The sequence below is a fragment of the Caballeronia sp. SL1002 genome (genome assembly GCF_057814995.1).
Genome location: NZ_JBYMUW010000001.1, coordinates 435,283 through 458,273, shown reverse-complemented (window position 1 = coordinate 458,273; position 22,991 = coordinate 435,283). Strand labels below are relative to the sequence as shown.

The 22,991-nt window shown below is 59.5% G+C and carries 17 protein-coding genes; 13 read left to right on the top strand and 4 right to left on the bottom strand.

What is annotated here, in order from left to right; translation table 11 throughout:
- Positions 1 to 162 precede the first annotated feature (162 nt).
- Positions 163 to 1,182, top strand: a complete 1,020-nt coding sequence (locus AC3D25_RS02175) for a chemotaxis protein CheB (RefSeq protein WP_488886851.1) — start codon at positions 163 to 165, stop codon at positions 1,180 to 1,182.
- Positions 1,183 to 2,818: 1,636 nt separating this feature from the next.
- Here AC3D25_RS02175 and AC3D25_RS02170 read toward each other — a convergent pair.
- Positions 2,819 to 3,070 carry a hypothetical protein gene (locus AC3D25_RS02170; protein ID WP_488886850.1) on the bottom strand — a complete coding sequence of 84 codons (252 nt, stop codon included), beginning with the start codon at positions 3,068 to 3,070 and terminating at the stop codon, positions 2,819 to 2,821.
- Positions 3,071 to 4,767: 1,697 nt separating this feature from the next.
- Here AC3D25_RS02170 and AC3D25_RS02165 point away from each other — a divergent pair.
- Both AC3D25_RS02165 and AC3D25_RS02160 read left to right on the top strand, forming a co-directional pair.
- Positions 4,768 to 5,739 carry a chemotaxis protein CheB gene (locus AC3D25_RS02165; protein ID WP_488886849.1) on the top strand — a complete coding sequence of 324 codons (972 nt, stop codon included), beginning with the start codon at positions 4,768 to 4,770 and terminating at the stop codon, positions 5,737 to 5,739.
- A gap of 914 nt (positions 5,740 to 6,653) precedes the next feature.
- On the top strand, positions 6,654 to 7,073 hold the full coding sequence (locus AC3D25_RS02160) for an NUDIX hydrolase (RefSeq protein ID WP_488886848.1): 420 nt from the start codon (positions 6,654 to 6,656) through the stop codon (positions 7,071 to 7,073).
- Positions 7,074 to 7,377: 304 nt separating this feature from the next.
- Here AC3D25_RS02160 and AC3D25_RS02155 read toward each other — a convergent pair whose 3' ends face one another.
- Positions 7,378 to 7,722 carry a c-type cytochrome gene (locus tag AC3D25_RS02155; RefSeq protein WP_488886847.1) on the bottom strand — a complete coding sequence of 115 codons (345 nt, stop codon included), beginning with the start codon at positions 7,720 to 7,722 and terminating at the stop codon, positions 7,378 to 7,380.
- 997 nt (positions 7,723 to 8,719) lie between these two features.
- Here AC3D25_RS02155 and AC3D25_RS02150 point away from each other — a divergent pair.
- Together AC3D25_RS02150 and AC3D25_RS02145 are read left to right on the top strand one after the other, a co-directional pair.
- Positions 8,720 to 9,016 (top strand): DUF6566 family protein, encoded by a 297-nt coding sequence (locus AC3D25_RS02150; RefSeq protein ID WP_488886846.1) that lies wholly within the window; start codon positions 8,720 to 8,722, stop codon positions 9,014 to 9,016.
- 837 nt (positions 9,017 to 9,853) lie between these two features.
- Positions 9,854 to 10,117: a DUF378 domain-containing protein gene (locus AC3D25_RS02145; protein ID WP_488886845.1), complete on the top strand. Its 264-nt coding sequence runs from the start codon at positions 9,854 to 9,856 to the stop codon at positions 10,115 to 10,117.
- A gap of 1,649 nt (positions 10,118 to 11,766) precedes the next feature.
- Here the strand turns inward: AC3D25_RS02145 and AC3D25_RS02140 are convergent.
- The gene (locus AC3D25_RS02140; protein ID WP_488886844.1) at positions 11,767 to 11,946 is read right to left on the bottom strand and encodes a hypothetical protein; all 180 of its coding nucleotides are present in this window, start codon (positions 11,944 to 11,946) and stop codon (positions 11,767 to 11,769) included.
- Between the two features lie 1,989 nt (positions 11,947 to 13,935).
- On the opposite strand from AC3D25_RS02140, the gene AC3D25_RS02135 reads away from it, so the two are divergent.
- The 8 genes from AC3D25_RS02135 (at position 13,936) to AC3D25_RS02100 (ending at position 20,807) form a co-directional block, all read left to right on the top strand.
- Positions 13,936 to 14,223 (top strand): DUF4148 domain-containing protein, encoded by a 288-nt coding sequence (locus AC3D25_RS02135; protein ID WP_488886843.1) that lies wholly within the window; start codon positions 13,936 to 13,938, stop codon positions 14,221 to 14,223.
- A 461-nt stretch (positions 14,224 to 14,684) separates the two neighbouring features.
- The gene (locus AC3D25_RS02130) at positions 14,685 to 15,179 is read left to right on the top strand and encodes a YciE/YciF ferroxidase family protein (protein WP_488886842.1); all 495 of its coding nucleotides are present in this window, start codon (positions 14,685 to 14,687) and stop codon (positions 15,177 to 15,179) included.
- Between the two features lie 68 nt (positions 15,180 to 15,247).
- Positions 15,248 to 15,757 (top strand): ferritin-like domain-containing protein, encoded by a 510-nt coding sequence (locus tag AC3D25_RS02125; protein WP_488886841.1) that lies wholly within the window; start codon positions 15,248 to 15,250, stop codon positions 15,755 to 15,757.
- Between the two features lie 382 nt (positions 15,758 to 16,139).
- Positions 16,140 to 16,415 (top strand): hypothetical protein, encoded by a 276-nt coding sequence (locus AC3D25_RS02120; protein WP_488886840.1) that lies wholly within the window; start codon positions 16,140 to 16,142, stop codon positions 16,413 to 16,415.
- 547 nt (positions 16,416 to 16,962) lie between these two features.
- Positions 16,963 to 17,910, top strand: coding sequence for a hypothetical protein (locus AC3D25_RS02115; RefSeq protein ID WP_488886839.1), 948 nt, complete (start codon positions 16,963 to 16,965; stop codon positions 17,908 to 17,910).
- A 639-nt stretch (positions 17,911 to 18,549) separates the two neighbouring features.
- Positions 18,550 to 19,419 (top strand): manganese catalase family protein, encoded by an 870-nt coding sequence (locus tag AC3D25_RS02110; RefSeq protein ID WP_488886838.1) that lies wholly within the window; start codon positions 18,550 to 18,552, stop codon positions 19,417 to 19,419.
- A gap of 114 nt (positions 19,420 to 19,533) precedes the next feature.
- Positions 19,534 to 19,788, top strand: a complete 255-nt coding sequence (locus tag AC3D25_RS02105; RefSeq protein WP_488886837.1) for a DUF378 domain-containing protein — start codon at positions 19,534 to 19,536, stop codon at positions 19,786 to 19,788.
- Between the two features lie 680 nt (positions 19,789 to 20,468).
- The gene (locus AC3D25_RS02100; RefSeq protein WP_488886836.1) at positions 20,469 to 20,807 is read left to right on the top strand and encodes a response regulator; all 339 of its coding nucleotides are present in this window, start codon (positions 20,469 to 20,471) and stop codon (positions 20,805 to 20,807) included.
- A 597-nt stretch (positions 20,808 to 21,404) separates the two neighbouring features.
- Here the strand turns inward: AC3D25_RS02100 and AC3D25_RS02095 are convergent.
- Entirely contained in the window at positions 21,405 to 22,304 is a 900-nt protein-coding gene (locus tag AC3D25_RS02095) for an SDR family oxidoreductase (RefSeq protein ID WP_488886835.1), read from the bottom strand.
- Positions 22,305 to 22,991: the final 687 nt, after the last annotated feature.

Here is a 22,991-nt window from a genome sequence, read left to right as displayed (position 1 = left end):
CAAGTTTAATCTGATCTGTGGCAGCAAGGGAGTACGCACCGGGTCTTCCAGGCCCGACGCCCGAAAGTACCCTAAACGCCTTGCCCGCCCACGGCGCCTAGTCGTGCGCAGGCAAGCAACAGGCTCGCGATTTGCTACTGTATGCGAGGGAGGCGACAACACATGGATCAAAGACGCAACTCAGGGCATGTCGTGGTAGTGGCGGCGTCGCTGGGCGGACTGGAGGCGCTGCAAGCGATCGTCTCCACGCTGCCGGCCGATTTCCCGGCGAGTATGTTCATCGTCATGCATATTGGCACGTGGCCAAGCCAGCTGCCCGAGCTGCTCGCCGCAGAAACCAACCTGCGGGTCGTCCATGGCTCCCACGGTGCGGTCATCACCGCAGGGACGGTCTATATCGCGCCGCCCGATCGGCACATGCTTCTTGCTGACGGCAGCATTGTTCTGTCGACCGCGCCGAAGGAGAACTTCACGCGTCCTGCCGCTGACCCGCTGTTTCGCTCGGCAGCGGTCAACTACGGGAACCGCGCAGTCGGCGTGGTACTCACCGGAAAACTGGATGACGGCGCAGCGGGGTTGAAGGCCATCCATGCCTGCGGCGGCTATACGATCATTCAAGACCCGTCGTCGTGCGTTGCTCCCGACATGCCCCGAGCTGCTCTCAAAGCCGTTCCTGCGGACGTGGTCGCTCCGATCCAGGACATAGGCCCGGCCATCGTCAAAGCGTTGACAGACCATTCGTCCAGGGGCTTTGACATGAACGAGAGAAAGCGCGCCGCGCTTGAGCTGAAAATTGCCGCCACCGGCCACTCATCACCAGCCGAGCTGGAACGGCTCGGACGCCGAACGAGCATGACCTGCCCGGACTGTGGCGGCGTCATCTGGCGCATCGGAGAGGGTTACCCGCTTAGGTATCGGTGTCACACAGGCCACGCGTTTTCCGCATTGTCGCTGGAGGCGGAGCAGCGCTCAGGTGCCGAGAATGCGCTATGGTCAGCGGTTCGACGCCTGGAGGAAAAGCTGCTCCTTGCGCAGGAGCGACTTTCTCTGGCGGAGACTGCGCAGAGCGCCGACGCATCGGCGTTTCTCGCCGAGATAGCTCCGTTGGAGATCGCGATTGAGACGGTCAGATGTCTGGCGATCGAGTCGGCCGCTAATATCCCAAACCACAGCATCGATTAATGCAGCGGCTCCGATTCGCCCCCTGCGGCGCATCCCCGCGGGACTGTCGCGACTGGCCGGGCTCAACTCAGGGCGGAACGCGCCAGGGCCGCTGCGGATTCAATTAGTGAGTCAGACGCCCTGTTGTTTGCGGTGGCCGGTTGGGAAACGGCCGAATGGCCGGTCGCGACGTCGAAGCTGACATTGGAATGTCGCCGACTAAATGCTTGCGAACGTCGCTTCATGGCCGAAGCCGGTCCTAGTGACCCGCTCAGGTCGCCCCAAATTTGGCGGTCACAGAGAGCAATCCCGGGCGCGTTGGATCTTGTCGGTCGCTCGTCAGGTCGGACTGACTTCAGGTGCGTTCTAACGTATTGAACTGGTGGTCTTGCAGAAGCCATCAACGGCGATCCAGGCAATGGCGCCGACGAAAATCGCATCGGAATCGTGGCTATCGAACCAAGGCCGTCGGGATTATCGCGACGCCGCGGCCGAAACTGGTGCGCGCGGTGCTGGAAGAGCTCGATCAGGTCGACAGTTGGGCGCGCGACAACGTTCCGGCCGTGGCCGCGCAGTTGGCGCCGCTCGTGGAACTCGACCAAGGTGCTGGAAACCGCGCTTCGACGCACCGCCTACGGGGTGCAGCCCGTGGCTCCGGAGACGCTCGCGTACTAACAGCAGATCGCTGATACCTTTACCGAGTTCAAGGTCATTCCAAAGATACCGGCACTGCAAGACGTCGCGCAAAGGGATTGGGGCATGGCGGAACTCTACGTAATCGACCCGGACGGCAACTTGATTAAATTCGGTCAGTCGATCGACGATTAGGCGGCGCTGCAAAATTCCTGACACGTGTGCACCTTTGCGACTGGTGCGCTTGTGGATCAGGGCGCATTGAAATGCGGACCACGCCGACGGGTCGGGCGTCGCGCTGCCTTGCGTGATTGAAAATTTTGCCCTGCGAGCGAGTTGCGCGGCCACTCCTTTTCTACACGGCGCTCGTAACGCTCGGGACCTTGCCGCTATTCTTTCCCCTAGGCTGGGAACAAAGGCCCGCCGTGCGGCGACGCATCGGCGTTCGTACACTTTAAGAGAAGAGCCGGAACGCCCGTCTCGACGGGATGTATAAGCTCTAGTCCTCCTATTTTACTCATCAACCCCGTGCGGGATGAGTCGTTGGCAGTCGCCCGACAACTAGAGCGCTTGCCCGGATTTGAGCCGTACACGCCGGTCACCGCCGATCGATCAATGCCTTGATCTCCTTCGCACCCGAGCCCTGCGCTGGGCATGACTGCTGAAAGCTACGCAACGCGGTCGGGATTGGCGCGGTGGCGCCTGTCGCGCACCGAACCTGTTTTCCGACCCAGGCGAACACGGCCGTAGCTCTAAACGCCCTTCTGGCGCGTCCTTCAACGAGAGAACAACTGAAGCGGAATCCGCGCAGACTTTTTGCTTAGCCTGGTCCGCTAAACTTCCTCATCAAAATGAAGGGGCGACTCCCGCACGGCAAGAATCCTACAATGTTGTAAATCAAATGAACCGCCGCAGACCGCGAAGATCGCCACGCTCGTTGAGGTTTATTTTCCGCGGACGCTAAGGCTCCGGCGCTCGGGAAGCGGGCGTACCTGATTGTATCAAGGCAGCTTGGACACATACCTTACTTGCCGCTGGCGTTGTTGGAATGCGGCGACGGCGCGTTCACCTTGTTGCTGTCGGGTTCGGCGGTTGTGCTGGTCCCTGACTTGCCGTTGCTTTGGTTGGTCACCTCTCCTGTTTCGTCGAGCGCGTCGTCAACGTCGTCCTCCGGGTTGTCGGGCGTGTCAGCCTGACAACTCCAGGCGGCAATCTCCGCGTCGACGCTCCGCAGGTAGCGGCGTTTCTGCTGAAAAAGCACGATGGATGGGTTCATTGCTTGTCTCACGGTTGGAATTGGGATAGGTTGAAATCGCATGAGCCGAAATCTTATTGGCTGAAGTTTCGTGGATTCAATTTCACTGGCTGAAATCTGAAATACTGCGGCGATGGTGCAGGCGAGGGTATCATCGTCGCCGTTGGTCACCCTGATGCATCGGTTTCCTCCGCTGCGCCTACTGCCGTTTGCCCTTCACCTTACTTCTGTGTTCGTCACCGCGTGTATTGGTGTCGTTCGAACGGCGCAGTCTCGAATCTGGCATGGTTCGCTCATAGAGTCTGGGGTTGAAGTCGACGCCCACAATGACCCAGCATCCCTCGTTCCCGAGGACCCGTCCGGTACGGCCTTATCTTGACCCGGGGGCGCGCCGGCGAAAGGCCGAGCGGTCAGCGCTTTGACACTTACTGATGGTCAAAACGTCGGCCTCAGAGATCGAAACGTGGGTGCGACTGAGCGGGGCGACCGAGGTTCGGGTCGGACCCTACTTATTTCAATCGTTACCCGTCGTTGGGAACTGCATCCGGAGCACGTCCTTAAGTTGGCGCGTCTGAGGTTCGTGGAGCCGAAACAGTTGGGGGATACGGTCCTGCAACCTGCGAATGCCCACTAGTGGTGACTGGATTCGTGCCTTCGGTTTGCTACCTGGCACGACTTGATGTCAGTCGCGCCGCCTCTTGACCGAGTCTTGCCCGGGCGCCGGGACGCCATTGGCTCCGGCTGCGCTCGCTTGGAGAAACCGTATTCCCGGGGTGAATTCGAAGACATCGAGGAAGATCAGTGCGTCGAATACCAAGGTCAAAGTTAGGTCGTCCCCGGCATAGTTGAGCGCTCGACGACCAGTCGTCCGCATGCCGCACAGTGCCAGACACCACTGGAACCATGTGACGAGGTACGCCCCATTCAAACGCCGTGTTGTCTTTTAGCAATTGCTCCGCATACTGGCGAAAGACCTCAGAGGATGTGAGCTCTGGGCATGTGTCGGTACGACCGAGCCCTGTGCAGACAAGCGAAGTGCAGAACGCATCGGTTGAGCGCCACACCAACAAGTTGTACCCACGGACTATCCACCCGCCCAACCATTGCACCTTGAACTTACTGAACCGTAACCAAAGTATTTGCGTCAAAGGCTCTGGGATGCCTAAGCGTTCGTATCCAGCGCTTGCATCCGCCATGGCTGCCCCCGAGGTCTTGTCAACGTCGCTTGGCAGCAAGCGACGTGCCGTCGTGGTGCGTCGCACAGAAAAAGTTCAATGCGTCCGCCAAGTGCGGTCGGAAGCGAGTCCCACTCAGCCAACGACATTGAATGTCAGGTCATTGGCTATGCTGATTGTCATTCGAGCGATTTAGCAGCGCTAGGTACAGACAGGGTGGGGTGGCGCCGAACAGAGGTGTTATTTAAATGGTTGAGCGACCAGCCGCGGCGGACAAGCAACGGTTCAAAGAGATTCGATATTTGCTGTATAACTGTTGGTGACTCGACGCCTAAAAAGATCCAGGGACAACTGAGGTATTTTTTTTTGGAAGGTGGTCAACATGTATGGGACGGATGAGCCTCCAACGTCGGACGCGAAGTAACCCTCCACACGAAAAGAGCGCCGTTGGAGCGTTTCCGTATCGGGTCCGAAGATTGCGCTGTTACTCTCTGACGGGAGAGGACCTAACATCATGGCGCAACTGGTAACCCGAGACGGGTAGTGATCGCCACGTCGCTCGGCGGTCTTCCGGCGCTTAAGAAACTGTTGTCCGGTCTGCCCGAAGATCTGCCCGCGAGCATTTTCATCGTCATGCATATCGGTGCATGGCGCAGTGAGCTCCCTGCGCTTCTCCAGGCTTCGTCCGCATTGCCCGTTTCGCATCCAAGCGACGGCGAATGTATCGCCCATTCGCAAGTATATGTCGCGCCTTCGGACAGGCACATGCTTCTGGTTGGCGATCAGATCATGTTATCGCGAGGCCCGAAGGAAAACTTTACGCGGCCGGCGGCAGACCCGCTTTTTCGGTCGGCGGCGGTCGCGTTCGGGCCTCGCGTTATTGGTGTGGTTTTAACAGGCATGCTCGACGACGGCGCAGCCGGGCTGAAAGCGGTTGACGTGTGCGGTGGGTTTTCGATCGTTCAGGACCCGTCGGACTGTGTGGCGCCCGATATGCCGGTGGCTGCTATGGGAGCGGTTTCGGTGGATATCGTTGCTCCCATCGAACATATTGCGCCGACTGTCATTGCCGCGCTGGCAGGACGCTCGTCAAAAGGAGTCCGTGTGGAAGACAGTGAGCGAGTCGCTCTTGAGACTCGAATTGCGCTTTCAGGAACGTCAACCCCCGAAGACCTTGAGCGGCTGGGCGTTCGATCAAGCCTGACTTGCCCTGACTGCGGAGGTGTGATCTGGCGTGTCGGAGACAACCTTCCCCTGCGCTACCGTTGCCACACGGGCCACGCGTTTTCGGCCAGGTCTCTCGAGGCGTATCAGAGGGAGGGCGCGGAGGATGCGCTCTGGTCCGCAGTGCGACACCTTCAAGAAAGCTTGCTCTTAGCTCAGGACCGGTTCGCTCTCGCGGAAGCCGCAAAAAGCCCACAGGCAAAGGACATTCAGGCTCGCATCGTTCAATTGGAGGCATTAGTCGAGGCTACGCGACAGTCGGCCACGACCACAGACGGGCCACCGCATTAAATGCGCGGCAGCAACTATTTCGTATCGCACACCGGCGTAACGATGCAATACCAAAGTGTCGGCCGTTCATACCTTGGCGTCTCCAACTGTGGCGACTGTTGTCGCCGCGGTTAGCAGCCCAACGCCCGGTATGTCCGCGATGGGCTGGCACGCAAGATTAGGCGTGCGAGTTAGTGAAGCGAGGAGACGAGGATCACCACCTCAGTCATCAGACAGGCGTGGAAAAGTCGCTTTTGTCGGCAGTTAGACGCCTGCAAGAGAGCGCGCTATTGGCGCGCGATCGACTCGATCTAGCGGAAGCGGCGAGAAGTGGTTAAGCCGCTGGGACTGCCAAGCCGCATTGCAAAACTAGAGGTCTATCATTTCCGCGCGGGAGTTGGCGGCTGCATCGAGGGAAACGCATCGCGTTGAGGGTTAGACGCAATCCGATGGTGCGCCGTCGAAGTCGAGCCTGGCCGAAGGGAATAAGGCTTGCTGGTCTGACGGACGATGTGAGAGCTCGTTGACGAGATTAATTGGCTCCGTAATCGTCTTAGCCGCTGTCTTGCGAAAGGAACGAAATCGTGCGACTCAAAGTATTTCATAAGGGCTGGACTGTCGTGTCTGAAAGCGACGAAACTGCCCACGGATTTCGATCCCGCGCAACTGCGAGCATCCGAGCTCGTGACGACGACGGGCCCGGTGGGAAGGAATACGTATTTAGAGAACTTGGCGTCTTTGCCAGTGCGCTGGAGGCGTCGGAGCATGGGCTCGCCTGGGCGAAGCGCTGGCTGGACGATAACCTTTGACCCTTGCGCTAAAGCTGCGCAACAAATTAGCGCCATTCGCGGCTGGAGGTGCCGCGGGCGTTAAACCGGACCGACGTTATTTTTTTGCCGCGGTTAATCCGCCGCTTCTATACCCGCACTTGCAAAATGAGAAAGAAGCAGAGGGCTACTGTTATCTGCCTGGACGAAGGTCGAATATTGCTTGTCCGTCGCGAACAAGCATTATGGACCCTGCCCGGCGGAACGATACGGCGCGGCGAGGCGCCGGAAGAGGCGGCGAAGCGTGAGCTGCTCGAGGAAACAGGCCTTTTCGTCAGTAAGTTGCATTACCTGTTTCTTTTTGGCGGATTAAGTAAGCACCACCACGTCTACTCTGCGGAAATCGGACTTCAATGCAGCGCAGAGCCTCGCCACGAGATAAAGCAGTGCGGCTGGTTCGAGTTTGATCAGATCGGCGGGCTAACCACCAAGGTCCCCACGAGAGAAATCGTCATCCTCCTGCGGAACGGGCTGCAAGCTTTAGACGGGAGTTTCGACGGTACTGTGCCGCCGCCGCGCCTGCGCTGAGAGCGGTTTCGCCGGTCACCCGGACGTCTTGGAAACGATCCGAGCTGCTCTTCTCATCAGGAATGGTGGTCCGTAGCGCAATAGCCCGTCTCTTCTTTACTGTCGGGACCTGTCGCTTCGGGCGCCCTGGGAGGCCAACTGATAGTGCCTTCCGCATTGGCGGATCAATCTTGCCAGCGGCCACCAACGGGGGCGGAGGGCGTCCACGTACGAACCTTTTGGCTGTTTGTTGCAGCGTACTCCGCAACGAGACGACGTCATTGGTTGTAATCGAACGTGCATCGTTTCCGCAGGAAGCACGAACCTAAGTGAGAACCTTTGCGATCTGCGCGTCGGTGAGCCCTCCTGCACAGGATGGCATTGCCCGGCGAAGTGACCCATGAACGGTCGCGGGGGTGTTGCCGCCTTCGACGACTAGGCAGATGAGGGAGGTCGTGTCCTCGCTGACGACCGAAGGATTGCCGCGAAGCGCCGGGAACGCATCTGGCACGCCTTGCCCGCCGCTGAGATTGCACTGCGCGCAGAATGCAGCGTACACCGCAGCGCCGAGTTCGGGAGGTGAATCGGGAGCTCGTGTGTTCAGACGTCCCTCGTCCGCCAGCGCCGGGTCGGATACCCCGTCTGTCGCGCCGGTCGCTGACAGCGACATGAGATAAGCCGCGATCTAGCGCAGGTTGTCATTGCTTAAGTACTGCAGGCTGTCCTCGACCGTCTGAACAATGCTGCCGCACCCCATTAGCAATCCTCGTGCCGAGCGCAAAGTTTCTTGCGCCTAACCAGAACGGCGAGTGCTGCTTCGCAATGCACGTCGCCGTTCCGTCGCGGCCATCCCGGCGCTGGACGTCTACTCGGCCTACGAATCGTCGAAATGAGCTCCCACGCCGCGATCCGCGACCGCCGACCAGGAACAGAGCGCCCAACGTTCCTCGATAGCGTCCGCCGCCGACGAGAGCGCAAAGAAACGGGTCGATATTCCGGCTGAAAAGACTTCCGGCGCCCGCTGGCAACTTTGCGCAGGCCCTAACAGCACAGGATGGAAGGTGACACTTCGATTGCCGGCCATCTGTGTCATCGGGCGAGCCCAGACGTTCCGCGATCTCCAGCGCAATACTGAAACAGCCGAGGCCCACGCCAGCTTACTGGCGGCGGCCGGGGCATCCGAGGCTTCCCACTGCGCAGCGTGGCGCTCCACTGCATTCTCCACGGCGCCTCCCGATTCCTGTGCGGGGTGCCACCGGCTGCCGGCGAGCGCGGTTGAGATCGCGTGATGCTGTCCGACCCAGACATGACGACGGCTGCGCCGAGTGATTAGAATGCTCGCTGCTGAAGTTCTTGCGATGCGATGCGATGGGCGCGGCACGCGGCGTGCGCAGATTGTGGTGTCGACCAATCGCTGTTGCGACAGTCGACGACTGGCTCGCATTGCGGTTCCCGATTAACTCAGGTTGCGCCGCCCGAACGTGGGCAATTTTCACGTCGGATACGCTTAGTGCTGAGACGTTGCAGGGGCCGCACTACAGAAGCCTATTCCACGCTATCGAGCGCGCGGTCGTCAGGCAATGCGATGGGTTTAGCCGAAGTCCGTCGCGTTGACGAGCCCGGCACTGATGGCGTCCGTTTAACGAACCTTGAACAAAGAGGTATCTATGGAAGCGAACACGCCTGCGAACGGGTCCAGTGACAAACTTTCATACCGGGCCTATCAAATCAGCGTCACCGCGCATGAGGGCTCCGAGGGACAGTGGTCTGCGACGATCGATGTCTCACGCGACGGTGTCCCCGTCGATTTCGACGAACCTGAAAGCGTCGGCCCCTTCTGGATCACGCCCGAGGAGGCGGTGCGGGCCGGTGTCGAGCGAGCACGCTATCTGCTGGACCGGCGCGATGCGGTCTTGGACGGACGGAACCCGGCGAGGCCCGGCGCGACCAGCGCCGCGCCCTAACAATCAAATCGCCTCCGCGGTCTTCCGGCAGAGAAGGGTGATCGGTAGACTCGGCGCCATGGGCCTCCGGTGCGCGCGCCTGCTCTCCGACGATTCCCCGGCATCGGGCGAGAGTGAGAGTGCTGCAGCGCGGTGTTTCACGAGAAGTGGATCAACTCAGCCAATTTTCGGACCGTACATAAGGGCAAAAATTAATGCTATAGCGCGGAAATACAATGGATGTGCGGGGACATCCTCTCTTGCAGAAGCGCGCGATGAACCGATGCCCGAAAGCTCGTGTACGCATGTCGGGGCGTCGTACACTACGACCATTGGCCGATGGGTTTTTCTTGGGAGATTGGAAAACAGAGGCGGGTTGTAAGCAGCCTCCCGGCGGTTCCTCCGAAGTCGCTCCCCCGGCACCGTTTCGAAAGGTCGCGTTTGCGAAGCGACACGATTTCGTTCATTCGAGCGGCACACGGTCGCTGCCCAAGCGTGTTTCGCTTGTTTTCTCGGCCGGGCGCGCCAGCAACGGAGGCGTCACGGATTAAACCGCCAAGTACATCGCAACGATCATGCGGGCCGATTCGCTCTCGCGAGATGCATTGCAGGCCCGCCGTGCCGGATCGGAGGGCAACGGAACGCCGGCGACCTCGGGTCCAGCGCCTCGCTGAACTGCCAAATCATACTTCTGAAAAGCTTCGATAACTTTCCGAGCTTTAAGTAACTTCCGCCCCTATAAGGCGGAGGCAGCGGTATGTTGTTTGCTGTTAGGACTCGGACGGTTAGGAGGCACCGATCTCGTTAAGAAGGGAGCGGTGCGGATTTCCGGCGTCGTGAAACGCCAAAGGAACACCGATGATCGAGATCCCTTCCGCCCTACTTTTTCCGCGTCGAAATGTCAGCGCCGCCGACTGGATCGCGTTTGCGCTCGTCTTGTTTGGGGCGCTCGAGTGGGGATGCATCGGCCTGATAAGAGCGGATTTTGTAATCCTGACGTTCAGATCCGCCCCGGCCGTCGTCCAAGGTATTCACACGCTTGTGGGGCTTGGAGGTGTGTACACGATCCTCCGTCTATCGTTACTTCGCTCGGAAAAGAAGGACGAGAACTTCGCTCGTTAGCATTTGCTTGACGCTAAGGGACACAGTCCCGGGCAAACACAGCGTGACCGCACGTCTTGTGCGTTGGCACTGACATGGCGGTGCGACTAGCAGCCCTCAGCAGCGGCGAAAGCGGAGGGCGACGTCGCTGGAGCGCGGTTGCGGGCTGCGATCTTAACGGGATTGCGCACATCCGCCAGGTTGTTTCCATCCTCCTTTCACACCTGCCCGAGCTAGGCTCTGGTCCCACAGCCGATATTCAGAACGTCACTCATTTCATGTTGTTGCCTCCGGGAGATGCAAGTAATTGAGAGCAGCCCCATTTCTTGTTCCTGTCTGCGCTTTCAAGGCAAATCGCGCAGACGCAATCGAGGAGCGCTGCAAGCGGCGACGACCAGCGAGCTTCGGCCGCTCTCTCGCAATAAGCCGGTCGGGCGACGCCCGGTTCTCGCGCGATCGAGCATGACGAAACGCACGGCACGTCGACATAAATGCACATTGCCCGCGCAGACGCCCGGTCGTCTGCTAATGGGAGTCACAGCCCGCACTGCGACCGCCGTGATGTAGTCCTACCGAGCCTCGAGCCGACGGGTCTTCGCCCAGCGGCATTCGGCATGCCGTTTGCTCTACGGACGATGATCCTTGTCGCGTCTTAGCCCGCTTCGCCGCGGGCTTCTTTTTGCCTGGCACTACGATGCCCTGCCGGATAGTCGGTCAGAGGCGATGAGCTCGACTTCGTCTGCTACGGCGCCTTCTTTTCTTCCTTGCCCTATTGCCCCGATGTCAAGCCCCAATTCGGCCCGGAAGGTTGTCAGAGAATGCAGGGTTGACGAAGGTCGGTGCGCAGCCGCCTCAAGCAGTGGCCAGACCGCCCGTGCGAACGACTCTGCCGCTTCCGAAACCATGCATTCCTCCCAATGCTTCAGACCGCGGTCGGCGTTCGATGGCGCGCGCCGGACCATTAGAGGTCGCGGGAGTCTTGGCCTGGCATAGGGCGGCGCAAGAAACGTTTTGCAAGCGGTCTGTGTTTTCGCCCGCTTCCGCTCTGATAAAGTCCGCCAGCTGAGCGGCTTTCAATCTCCTCAGCGGTGTGTGCCCGGAGTCCATCACGGCATGAGCCAACCAGACGATCTCGACCTCTCGCTGCACCAGGATTTTGACTGCTACTAGCGCATCGCCGAGTACTGCATCATTTACTCCCTCGGCCTGATTTGGGTCGCCGCGTTGAGGACCGGAGCGCTTGGTTCGGGGCCCCTGAGCCGGGTGAGTGCACCCCCGCAAGGGGCGGGCGCGCCAGCTCTCGACTGCGAGCGGACCTTGCGAAACTATGGGTCGAGCTGGTTGCACGTCCGTTTGGCTGACGGCGTTTCGGGAACGGTCGATGTGCATTCGGATGCTGCACTTGTCGACTTGGTCTCCATCGAGACTGCCGCTTTCCGCCCATATCGCGGCGGACGGCATCACCTATACGTTTGATGTCAGAGCCGCGGAAGGCGCGTCGCTGAATTCTAAGGTGGCGCCATATCGCATCGGGCTGCGCTGTATCGTCGTTACGGTTGGCGGCGAGCGGGTCGCTGTTACCCAGATCGCACTCCCCAGACCGCCATGGACGTCGTCCTCGGATCGGCTGGTGCCTACCTTTTCCTTCTGCTTGTCCTGCGCATCACGACTCACCGCGTGAGCCGCACGATGACGCCCCTCGATATGGTCATCATGTTTTTGTTCGGCGGCCTATCAAGCCAGGCGGTGCTGGATGGCGACCAGTCGTTCGCAGCGGCATTGAACTTCAACGTAGAGACAAAGATATGCAGCAACGCGATCGTGCGCTCTGCGACGACGTCGATCGACACTGTACGGCTATTCGCTTTTGTACGGGGTCGGCCGACGACAAGGTGTGCGCATCTAGGTCGAGTTCGGGCAACAAGGAGGGTCGCTTGTCTTGCCGTGAAGGCGGTGGCTCGGCCGCGCCGGCCGCACTGCGCTAGCCGAATTCTTTAGCCTTGGTCGAAGCGTCGGGAGACTCGGTCCCTGCAGCCGGCGTGTGGACCGGACTACACCCGGCGATCTCGTTTTGCTGCGCTTGGGTCGGATTCGATTATGAGTTCTGCATGGTATTGACTCGGGTGTGGCATACCCATGATGCCCATGGGCTCGGCCCGCGCATCGACAGAAACAGTGCGCAGGCATGGTATGGCTCGGATTGCGTTGCGCAGCGTCGCATTGCCTGGTGTGGCGCCGTCGCATTTCGGGCCGCTAATGTGCTCGCCGCAACGCCCATTCCAGGGCTGCCCGCGGTCGGAGAGCGCTAAGCTTGCGAAGGCGCTCGTCCCGATTACCAGCGCCAGCGTCGCCCGACGGCATCGACATCATTTGGCTCGGCGCGCTACAGGCCATCACCCGGCAGCAACCCACTCACTCTCCGAGCGCGATCGGCCGTTTCATTTCCAGTGTCGCGGGGACAGGATGCGTAGCGGTACTCAGAGTGCACGGATTTCGCGTGGCATCTCGGAAGTTGAACGCGCCAGCCCGCGCATTTGCTCGGGTGGATGCGGAAGACCGCTGCAAAGTGGGATAACTGTGCAGTCGGTCCCTGCGGCTGAGCAGTTGTATCGAAGACCGGCGCGCGTCGTAGGGCCGCGTATAAGCCGAGCGCCCCGATGCCCGCGACGTTAATCGCCGAAATGAGCGCCCGCAGCTTGGATCGGCGGCCGCCGCCGCGGGACAGAGCGCCCAGCGTTCCCAGATCTATCGCGTCGCCGCCGATGCGAGCCCATAAAAACGGTTCAGCATTCCGGCTGCAAATGATCCCGACGCCACTAGCGACTCCACGCGCGCCATAACGGCGCCCTAAGGCAGGGGTTGCTTCGATGTCGGCCAGACGCGCGATCGCACGGGGCGCGAACGTCTCAGCGACCCAGAGCGCAATACTGAACCAGCCAAGGCCCCACGACAGTCTACCGGCGCCGATCCGAGGCTTCCGTGTGGTCACCGTGACGCTCCACCACATTTCTCATGACATCTCCCATGTATGCGAGGCGCCGTCCGCCGGCGAGCGCCGTCGAGATGTGCGATGCTGTCCGACACGACCGATGAGCAACGGCTGTACCGAGTACTAAGCTCGCTGCTAAACTTGTTCCGGTCGGAATCGTCTAAGACCAGGAGCTGCGGACATGACCGCAAGACCGCAAAAATTGCAAACTCTCGCGCGCAAAATACACAGATACGTGTGGACGGCACTTTTTCTGGAGCACACGAAATCAGACGAGCGCGCCTGTTGGTTTTGAACACCCGACGCTCGCGAGGGGCCTTCAGGCGAGGCGCAAGGGGCCGCATCATGCGGCTCCGATTCCGCTCGTCTTTCGAAGCACGTTAGCGCGGCCCGTGCCGTTGTTTGGCGCCGCCACCGGCACCATGATCCTTCCCGGCCTTCGTATGGTTTCCCGCATGCTTGCCGCTGCTAGGCTTGTCGCCATAATTCGCCGCTGGTTTGCCTGAGTGCGCCTCGGCCTTGGCGTCCTGTTCGGTTCGGCTGCTCGGTGATCCTGTCTTCATGATGAAGCCCTCACTGCTTATGGAGTAACGTTTTCGCCGCCAGAAGGCTGGAAGGGAAAACGTCGGTGAAACCCGCAAGCATCATTCCAGCCCACGCGCCGGCGTGTGGCCCAAGGCGGCTCTCCGGAGGCGCACGCACCGGTTGTCGACCGCGCGGTAGGAAAGTGACCGTTCGCGCGCGGCAGCGCGTCATCACCTGTCGTTTGCAGCGTTTCCAGCACGGCTATCGGGCGCGCTCAGTGCTGACGAAGTCATAGTTTCCTCAAACTCCCAACGGGCAATATTCAATGAAAACTCACGTTCTCAAGCCGCATGCCGCCGCCGTTGCGCTCCTGGTTGGTCCTATCGCCTCAGCGCACTTGTTTGCGTCGGACAACTCTGGACTCAGTCGAGCTCAGGTCCAAGAGGAACTCGCGACCTATCGCTGTGCGGGATTTAACCCTGTCGCCGACGAGATCACCTATCCAGCGGATGTCGAGGCAGCGCAAGCCCGCATGGACGAGGGCCGCGATTGTACTGTTGACCGCCGACCGGCTAAATCGCCACGTGCGCGAGACTCTGGTCAGTCCCGGTAAGCGGTTGAGCGTCCGGCCTCCACAGCAAGGATGGAGGTGACACACTGCCGAGCAACTACGCGCAATGGGCAGCGGCGAAGACCGCTTGTCGTGCGGCGGAAGGTTGACACGCTTGTATGGGCTTGCTGCAGAGCGTCCGGGACCAGCATGTTCCAGCAGCGCGGGGGCGTTTGCCCGCGCCTTGCGCCGGTTTAGATTCCCGACATCGAGAAAGTCGACCAACAAAAGGCCACGGACGTAGCAGCTTTTTTCGCTAATACAAAACGGGGGTGACACGGCCGCTGCAGTTTAGTATCGTCGGCGCCCGGCACCGCTATCGCGTCGCGTGAAGCGGCGCACGGGAAAAGGAAATGCGTCGAGACGCTTCAAGTGGAGCGACCGGTGGTTGTCGCGCGGGAGGCACGCTGGTTGCGGCACGGGACAGGGCGCGGATCGGCGCGCTTACGACTCAGGAGAAACGAATGCCAGCCAAAACGCTCAACGACTTATTCATTCACGCGCTTTCGGACGTTTATAGCGCCGAAAAACAGCTGACCAAGGCTTTGCCGAAGCTTGCTAGGGCGGCAACAAGCCCCGAGCTAGCCGCGGCGTTCACCACTCACTTAGAGGAAACGCAAGGCCAGATCGAACGGATCGATCGGGTAGTCGAAGCTTCGGAGATCAGATTAAAGCGAGTTAAATGTGTAGCGATGGAAGGTCTCGTCGAAGAAGGGCAGGAGCAGATTGACGAGATCGAAAAAGGTCCCATTCTGGACGCGGCACTAATTGCTGCAGCTCAGAAGGTCGAACACTACGAAATCGCAACTTATGGAACGCTGGCCGCTCTGGCCAAGAAGCTGGGCTACACAGCGGGAGTGGAGTTATTGCTCGAGACCTTGCAAGAAGAAAAGGCGACCGATGAAAAGCTCACCATGTTGGCCGAGCAAGAGCTTTCGAATGAAGAAGTGGGAAAATAGTAATCGACGCAATCCGTCTGCGGGCCGACCCCGACCCGCAGTAACAGAGATAACCATTGGAGTAAGTGATGACAGATCCGAAAGAGCACCTCCTTGACTGGTTGCGCGATGCGCATTCAATGGAGCAGCAAGCGGAGCAGATGTTGCGCGCGCAATCCGGGCGGCTGGAACACTACCCGGACCTTAAGGCGCGAATCGATCAACACCTTCAGGAGACTCTGGGCCAGCAAAAGCTCGTTGCCCAATGTATCGAGCGGCTTGGCGGAAGCACGTCGGCGATTAAGGATATCGCTGCGAAAGTCATGGCTTTTGGACAGGCCGCTGGCGGGATGGCAATGTCTGACGAGGTTGTCAAAGGCGCGATCTCCAGCTATGTGTTCGAGAATCTCGAAATAGCTTCATACACTTCATTGATCGCCGCGGCCGAGGCAGTAGGCGACCTACAGACGAAAGAGGCGTGTGAAAAGATCCTTCCGCAAGAGATCGCAATGGCGCAATGGCTATTAGAGCACCTTCCCAGCGTGACGCAAAGGTATTTGGCGCTCTCTGCGACTCCGGGCGTCGAAGCGAAGAAGTAGGGCTGCGGGAAATGTGATCGCCGCAAAGGCCGGTAGCGAGCACCGCCGGACACGCGGGCCGGCTCCGCGTGGGCCTACTAATCGATATCGCCTCTCGCTGACAGACGGTCTGAGCGGCTCCCAAAGGGTAGCTCGACCGTCGGTCCAAGTTTGACGTGTCTCGCACGCGTTGAACGCGTCGTGTTGTGTCCCATCTGCCTGTTGTCACGCATGCGGTTAATTGAAAAGCATCCCATGTCGAATAGGGATCGAACCGCCGGAACGGAGTTTGCTGCCTTTCTCTTTGTCAGTTGGTGGTCATCGGACTCTGTTGGTTTAGGAGAGTGCCCCGGTTATTAGACGGCAAGGCTGACCACTCAACGGCTACGCTCAAGGAGCGGACGTGATCCAACCCGAGACTGCGACTGCTTTCAGCGCTGAAATCCGAATCGAGCTGTCGGAAGCGAGCATCACACCGAGCGGTAACGCGTTAAGGGCGGCGATGACAGCCGCTGGACTATCTCGTATCAGTCAAATCGGACCGGAACGGATCCTTAAGTTTGTGGCGTATGGCGAAGCTAAAGCCTTTCCAGCATTTGCGGGAAAGGCAATGTCTATAGCCGGTGTCTGCGGCGTCACCGTGCAGCGAGTCGACGCGTTGAAAAAACATAGTAACTGAAGAATCTCTGCGCGAAACTTGGACGGCCGAGAGCGGCAATATCCGTGTCTGATGTGAGCGAACGACGACGGTCATCGCCGGGCCAGAATTGTTAGCCGATCGGAGCGTCGCCGCCAGCGAACCCAACGTCAGGAATTGAAATCGCCCGACCCTTAGGATAGCTAAGGGCGTCACGCTCCATCAATAAAAAACGTTACGGCAAGCTCTGAAGAGGGTATGCCTTACCAAAGCATGGTAGGAATTACATCGTTGGACGGCGCAGCGCGCGGTTAGTAGAGGTCAGGGGAGGCGTCCCATCCGAGGCGGTGCGCATCGTCCCGGAAGCGAAATTTGTGAGCCGCAAGTTGGAGTCGATGTAAGACTCGAAGGGCCCGCCAAAGGGCTCGTTAGTCGGGGCCGAGTAGCCGAGGCGGACGCGATATCCCCGGGTTTGGCATGCGCTGTGCTAAATCCAGACTGGCCGGCCGGGGATTATTCCGCGGCGCCAATGCCAGCGGCCTTAGCAGGGCATGGACCGTCGAGACGCCCTGCGACCCAGGGAGAAAGCATGACCGACAGCTACGATCCCGAAATCGGATTCGAACTGGGGTGGGACTTCGCTCGTTTTGGTAGGAGGCCGGACGCCACCAAGGTCGTCCCGCCCGATGTCCAAAGGGGCTATCGCGCCGGCCTCGTTCACTTCGTCCGACCACAACGGATCGCCGATCGATTTGATGTCAAATGGCTCCAACTGAGACTGAATGCGCTACGCAGAAATCGGGTTGTTCAACCCGACGTCACGCCTTCGTTCCTGCGAATGATTGACACGCCGGTCTGCCCTGTGTCTCTAGCGTCACTAACGCACGCCACTCAGACCGGTTCCGATTGGTCCGTCGACAGGATTAACAACGACGGAGCCTACGCAACGTGGAACCTGATGGTCCTAAGCACGCGCGTAAATAGGGCGAAGGGCCGGCTGAATTTCGCGGAGGTACAATCGTTGGCGAACAGCGGCCACGAACAAGGGGGGTTAGCGGCTACGGAGTGGCGTCGTCTCGTATGCCTGATGGCGGGCGCCTTCGAAGAGGAATCGTCGCCGGTTGATTACTTGCCGCTGCTCACAGCGCTACCAAAACGCAGCATTGCCCCGCTCTACCTTCACTTTCAACATATCGTCCTGCAGTGCGCCGCATGCGCGTCGCTGCGCAATACCTTGCTTAAGGCGCTGAAAGTAGAGCACCCGGACGCTACACAGCGGATTCGCCTGAAGATCGCATGCGAACGGCTTGCGCTTCTAATAAAGGGGGTCGATTACCCGTACGATGCACTGGCAGATCCGGGCGTCCAAACCATGCTCGCAGGGTGGTTTCGCAGCCTGCCGGACGGCGAACATCCCGTTCTTGTACGAATAAGCTCTGTGTTCGGCGGCGCGATGCTTGAGGATGAGGCTAAGCAGATGTGGTGTTTAGAAACAAAGGGCTACTACGACGATTTTCACGCAGCGGAAACCGAATGACCTTGGAAAAGCGAATCGGCTCGCTTCAACAGCCGCATGTCGCAAGGTCGGGCAGCAGCTAGCAATGTAGCAGTCGTAAAAGAAGGAAGGCGTCGCGACTCCGCCAACTGACCTTTTTGACTTTCCTTCTCGCCTCGGCTTCGCACGGCAGAGAATCTCGCAGCGCGCGAGCCGCCCGTTCAGCATTTTCAGTAGGGCGTGTAACGATCGCTTACCAGGCGCGCCTGGCGTACAGCGTTAAACGAAGCGAACGTCAGCTGATCTCCAGCGCCGGCTCGGCTGTCCGTTTGAACTTTTGATGCTACCGGGCGCTAGACCGCAGGAAGCGTAACGGGTGCATGCTGCGACGTTCTCAGCATCTCTGCGCTTTGCACACATGATGGCACGAGCGTTGCTGAGTCTCGCCAAGGGACTTGTCCGTTAGTGCGATGAGCAGGTCGCCTCACTTCGACGCCGCGCGGCGTTTTTGGCCGCAACGCATCGGTGCAGCATCAGCGCTTAGACTCGCGGCACAATCGACCGCAACCAACGCACTCGCGTACCTCCGGGACGCTGTAAGGGTTCAGAGTCTTCGCAAACATAATTGCGCGCGACTCCGCGCAATAACTTGTCCACCGTTGTCGAAAAGGAGTGCTCGATATGTTTGTCCATAACAAACGCCTGCAATATACCGTCCGCGTTGGTGCGCCCAACCCTGGACTTGCCAATCTCTTGCTTGAGCAGTTCGGCGGGCCGCAGGGCGAACTGGCCGCTGCTTGCCGTTACTTCACGCAGGCTGTCGCGGAAGACGACCCAGGCCGCAAGGACATGCTCTTTGATATCGCGACTGAAGAACTCAGTCACCTCGAAGTAATCGGCTCTATCGTCGCGATGCTCAACAAAGGCGCGAAGGGCCAGCTAGCGGAGGCTGTTGAATCGGAGGCAGCGCTTTACCGGTCGCTCACAGGCAATGGCAACGATTCGCACACCACCGCGCTTCTGTATGGCGGCGGCCCGGCGCTAACCAATTCGGCCGGCGTTCCTTGGACGGCGGCGTATATCGACACCATCGGCGAACCGACAGCCGATCTCCGCTCGAATATCGCGGCAGAGGCACGCGCGAAGATCGTTTATGAGCGCCTGATCAATGTGACAGACGATCCGGGCATCAAGGAAGCACTGGGGTTTCTGATGACACGGGAGATCGCTCATCAAAAATCCTTTGAAAAGGCGTTGCACTCGATTCAACCCAATTTCCCGCAAGGCAAGTTGCCCGGCGACCCGGCATTCACGAGCGTCTATTTCAACATGTCGAAAGGCGAGGATGCACGTGGCCCCTGGAACGAAGGCGGCGACTGGAAGTTCGTCGAAGATCCGCAACCGGCGGTCGACGGCGGTGACGGTCTTGCGACGGTCCACGTATCGGAACAGGACGTCGAGACGCTAGACGCGTTGGCGTCGCGTACCGCGTCTGACCCGAGCAGTGACCCAACCACTGGCGCGGACCTCGGTTCAACTCAAGGGACGTAATTCCCTTCTGCCGACTCCGCTGCGTTCGCAGCGACAGCCGGGCGGATTGCGGGGATGTAATGCGCCGCTGATCATCGCGGCCCGGCTTCATCATGACCATAGAGGAGCATTGTGATGGCAACTGTTACTTCAAAAGGAACTGTGCGCACCCGTCGGAGCCCAGCCGACTGGGTCGCGGGAGCGCTCGTGATCATCGGCGCGTTGAATTGGGGGCTAGTCGGGCTCGTTCGACTGGACCTGGTTGCGACGATCTTCGGGGCTGACTCCTCGGGCGCACGAATCGTATACGTGCTTGTCGGGCTTGCAGGTCTTTACGTGTTGGTCCGTGCATTCGTCCCTGCACGCGAGCAAAGGCTCGACCATCACTAACCGCAGGTGCATCGGCGCCTTTTAAGCTCCAAGTGCGCTCGCATATGTCTCAGCTCGAAACCGTCGAGGAGGTCGTAATGAACGAGGATCAGAGGGGGGGGATCAAAGACCAGTCGAGAGGTTGGGGGAACACCGTAATCGGAACAATCACGGGAAACGAAGACCGTAAGGTTAGGGAGACGTGCAGATCACTAACGGCGCCAACCAGAAAAACTACGGTGATCGGAATGACAATGTTGAGCAAGGTGCCGACGATCCAGGTAATCCGTCCGACGAGTGACTACGGTCTCTCGGCTTCGGAACCTGCCCGGCTATCGCTAACTCAGCTCTGGAACGCGGTCCTGTATTAAATAGTTACTCACGTGTGCCCCGCTGAACGACGCTTTGCATGCGTGTTCGCCCCGCGAACCGCGTACAACGCCGGTGGATCTCAACAAGGCCGCTTTCAATTTTGTCCGGTCCGAACCCTGGCCCCACCGCTCCCGACCGGGCGGCGGCGAAGAACAACAACAGCCCGCGTAGCATCTTTCGCCGCGGGCGGTCGTCATTCACGAAGTCGGAGGAGGGCGAGATGGAACGAACGCTCGGCGCCTTGGTTGAGCCGGGCCTTGCCGTGGCTATTGAGGAGGTTCGTACGATTTAACGTGAGGAGTGCAGATGTCGAAGGAGATTTCCCTTGAATGTTCTGTTCGTTGACGACGACCCGTCCTGCGGATGCTTTAGCTGCTCTCGTGGTGGCAATGGGACGTGAAGCCACCGTTGCCTACACCGCTCGGGAAGCAGTTGCAATTGCACACGCCAAGACATTCGATTTAATTCTCCTAGACCTCTGTCTAGGAGAATCAGATGGTCGAGATGTGTGCACGGAAATGCGACGCGAAGGCGCGTCGCAACACTCCACAATCCTCGCAATGACTGGGCAAGTTGGATTGGAGGCTGCGGTAAGCCTTGGGGACTTCAGCGGCTACGTGTTGAAACCGCTGCAGTTTGATCGACTCGAAGAGCTGTTGACCGCATAACTGCCGGCCGCAGACTAACCGGCGGGCGGGCTCAATGTCTGAGATTCGAAGTGCGCCAATCGGATGTAAATGGGCCGCTGCAAGCTAGGTGCAAGGCCGCATCGACCACATTCGGACGATCCACTTCTCGACGCCACATACATGGACGGTGCCAGTCGTATCCCGACACTCCGAACTTCCCGGCAGCACGTGGTTGCACCTCGCTCAAGGCTCCTCGACGACCGATCGTTTCCAAACCGATGGATACCGTCGGTCCGTATGCGGCTCGCGCCGACCGATCGCCCCAGCGCGCGCGCCTGAGGCATGCTGGCGATTCTGCCTTGCGCGATCAAGTGTTGGGTGTCGGCGGACTGGCTGGCGTGCGCAGCTTGTCGGCCACGCTCCATGGCAGAAGCATCGTCGATGCGATTGATCTTATGATCGGCGATGTGGGCCAGCACAAAGTAGCGTTAGCAAGTGACGAGGAGCGATCTGACTATCGCCGCCGACTAGCACGAAGTACGGCCGTCGAAGACGCGCCACAGTACTCAAGCAGCACCCATCTTTCTGCGGCTGAGCGCCGCGCCGTTCCCCCCAATGCCGGACTTCATGCGCGCCTCAGGAAATCGGATTGCCGCCCGTCACTCCGTACACCTCGCCCGTGACGAAGCTTGATTCCTGCGACGCCAGCAAAACATAAATCGGTGCGAGCTCTGCAGGCTGACCGGGGCGCTTCATCGGTACCTCCGAGCCGAAAACTTCGATCTTTGCTTGCGGTTGTCCGCCACTTGGCTGCAGGGGCGTCCAAATCGGGCCGGGCGCGACCGCGTTGACTCGGACGCCTTTGGGCGCAACCTGCTTGGCAAGCGCATGAGTGAACGCCGTGATCGCGGCCTTCGATGGCGCGTAATCAAGTAGCGAAGCACTGGGTTGATAACTCTGGATCGACGTGGTGTTTATGATGGTAGCACCTGGCGGCATGTGTTCGAGCGCGGCCTTGCAAAGCCAGAACATCGCGAAGACATTGGTTCGGAAGGTGGCTTCGAACTGTTTGGTCGTCAGTCCGGCAATCGAATCGACAGAGGTCTGTTTGCCGGCGACGTTCACAAGAATGTCGATCCCGCCCAACTCCGACACTGTGCGTTTGACAAGTTCGCCGCAGAACGCTTCGTCGCCGATATCGCCTGGCAGCGCGACCACCGTAACGCCGGCGTCGGTGGCGAGCTTTTTCACCTCCTGCGCATCGGCTTCTTCGTCCGGCAGATAATTGAGTACGAGATCGGCGCCTTCCCGCGCAAACGCGATTGCAACGGCGCGCCCGATGCCGCTGTCTGCGCCCGTGATCATCGCGCGTCGGCCTTTCAATCGCCCGAAACCCTGGTAAGTTTCTTCGCCGTGGTCAGGACGCGGTTTCATGTCTTTTGCGAGGCCTGGTGGTGACTGAGGCTGCCGCTCGAAGTCTGGTCCCGGATATTGCTTCAATGGGTCTTGCATCGAATACTGGTTTTTAACGGCCATGGTACTTCTCCTTTTATAACGAGAACAAATTGTGGCTCACAGGCACGTTTGCTGGAGCGCTGCGGCAGTCGCACAGCAAGCTGTATTCCCCCGCGGCGCGGGGCCGATGCTAGTATGAGTCACGAAGTTTCGGCAGATCCGACGCGGGCCGTTTGTCCAACAAGCCACGGAGGGCTTTCCTGGCTCGCGCTGCGTCTGCGAACTCACGTTTCTACCGCGGGTGCTCGGGTAGCGCCTACAGGGCTGACGCGTAAAGGCTACAAACATGGCTGCGGCCGTTCGGCGGTATCGGCACACTGGCGTGGCGGACGGCGTGGGGCACTGCGATCCCGCCCCATAAGCTCTTCTCCGGGAGCGTCAGCCAAGCGATCGACGTGTTCGGTCCGTCTTCGAAACCTAGTCCGGGTCGCCGGCAGTCTCTCGCCGTTGATTGACCAGCTCTAGCGCGGCTCGGACATCGCAGGATAGGCTGGTCAAACTAGTGCGCTCTGTCACGCGGGCGTCTTCTCCCAGATTTGTATGGGACCGCTGATTTTCGAAGGCGCGGGACGCGTCGATGCGTGGGTCTTGTCCCCGGAGCAGAACGAAGCGCTTAACCTCGCGCTCGTGCACGGTTTAGCCGCCGCTCTAACATCCCGCGACCAAGCGTTACCAGGTCGGTGTAACTTTCATAGAACCGGTTGTCGC

What these genes read in the sequence shown, in the direction of transcription:
- AC3D25_RS02170 (WP_488886850.1), bottom strand. Translation starts at nt 3,070, where the DNA reads ATGAACCCATCCATCGTGCTTTTTCAGCAGAAACGCCGCTACCTGCGG.
- AC3D25_RS02145 (WP_488886845.1), top strand. Translation starts at nt 9,854, where the DNA reads ATGATCGAGATCCCTTCCGCCCTACTTTTTCCGCGTCGAAATGTCAGC.
- AC3D25_RS02100 (WP_488886836.1), top strand. Translation starts at nt 20,469, where the DNA reads ATGTTCTGTTCGTTGACGACGACCCGTCCTGCGGATGCTTTAGCTGCT.
- AC3D25_RS02160 (WP_488886848.1), top strand. Translation starts at nt 6,654, where the DNA reads ATGAGAAAGAAGCAGAGGGCTACTGTTATCTGCCTGGACGAAGGTCGA.
- AC3D25_RS02105 (WP_488886837.1), top strand. Translation starts at nt 19,534, where the DNA reads ATGGCAACTGTTACTTCAAAAGGAACTGTGCGCACCCGTCGGAGCCCA.
- AC3D25_RS02125 (WP_488886841.1), top strand. Translation starts at nt 15,248, where the DNA reads ATGACAGATCCGAAAGAGCACCTCCTTGACTGGTTGCGCGATGCGCAT.
- AC3D25_RS02175 (WP_488886851.1), top strand. Translation starts at nt 163, where the DNA reads ATGGATCAAAGACGCAACTCAGGGCATGTCGTGGTAGTGGCGGCGTCG.
- AC3D25_RS02135 (WP_488886843.1), top strand. Translation starts at nt 13,936, where the DNA reads ATGAAAACTCACGTTCTCAAGCCGCATGCCGCCGCCGTTGCGCTCCTG.
- AC3D25_RS02130 (WP_488886842.1), top strand. Translation starts at nt 14,685, where the DNA reads ATGCCAGCCAAAACGCTCAACGACTTATTCATTCACGCGCTTTCGGAC.
- AC3D25_RS02150 (WP_488886846.1), top strand. Translation starts at nt 8,720, where the DNA reads ATGGAAGCGAACACGCCTGCGAACGGGTCCAGTGACAAACTTTCATAC.
- AC3D25_RS02155 (WP_488886847.1), bottom strand. Translation starts at nt 7,722, where the DNA reads ATGTCGCTGTCAGCGACCGGCGCGACAGACGGGGTATCCGACCCGGCG.
- AC3D25_RS02110 (WP_488886838.1), top strand. Translation starts at nt 18,550, where the DNA reads ATGTTTGTCCATAACAAACGCCTGCAATATACCGTCCGCGTTGGTGCG.
- AC3D25_RS02115 (WP_488886839.1), top strand. Translation starts at nt 16,963, where the DNA reads ATGACCGACAGCTACGATCCCGAAATCGGATTCGAACTGGGGTGGGAC.
- AC3D25_RS02095 (WP_488886835.1), bottom strand. Translation starts at nt 22,304, where the DNA reads ATGGCCGTTAAAAACCAGTATTCGATGCAAGACCCATTGAAGCAATAT.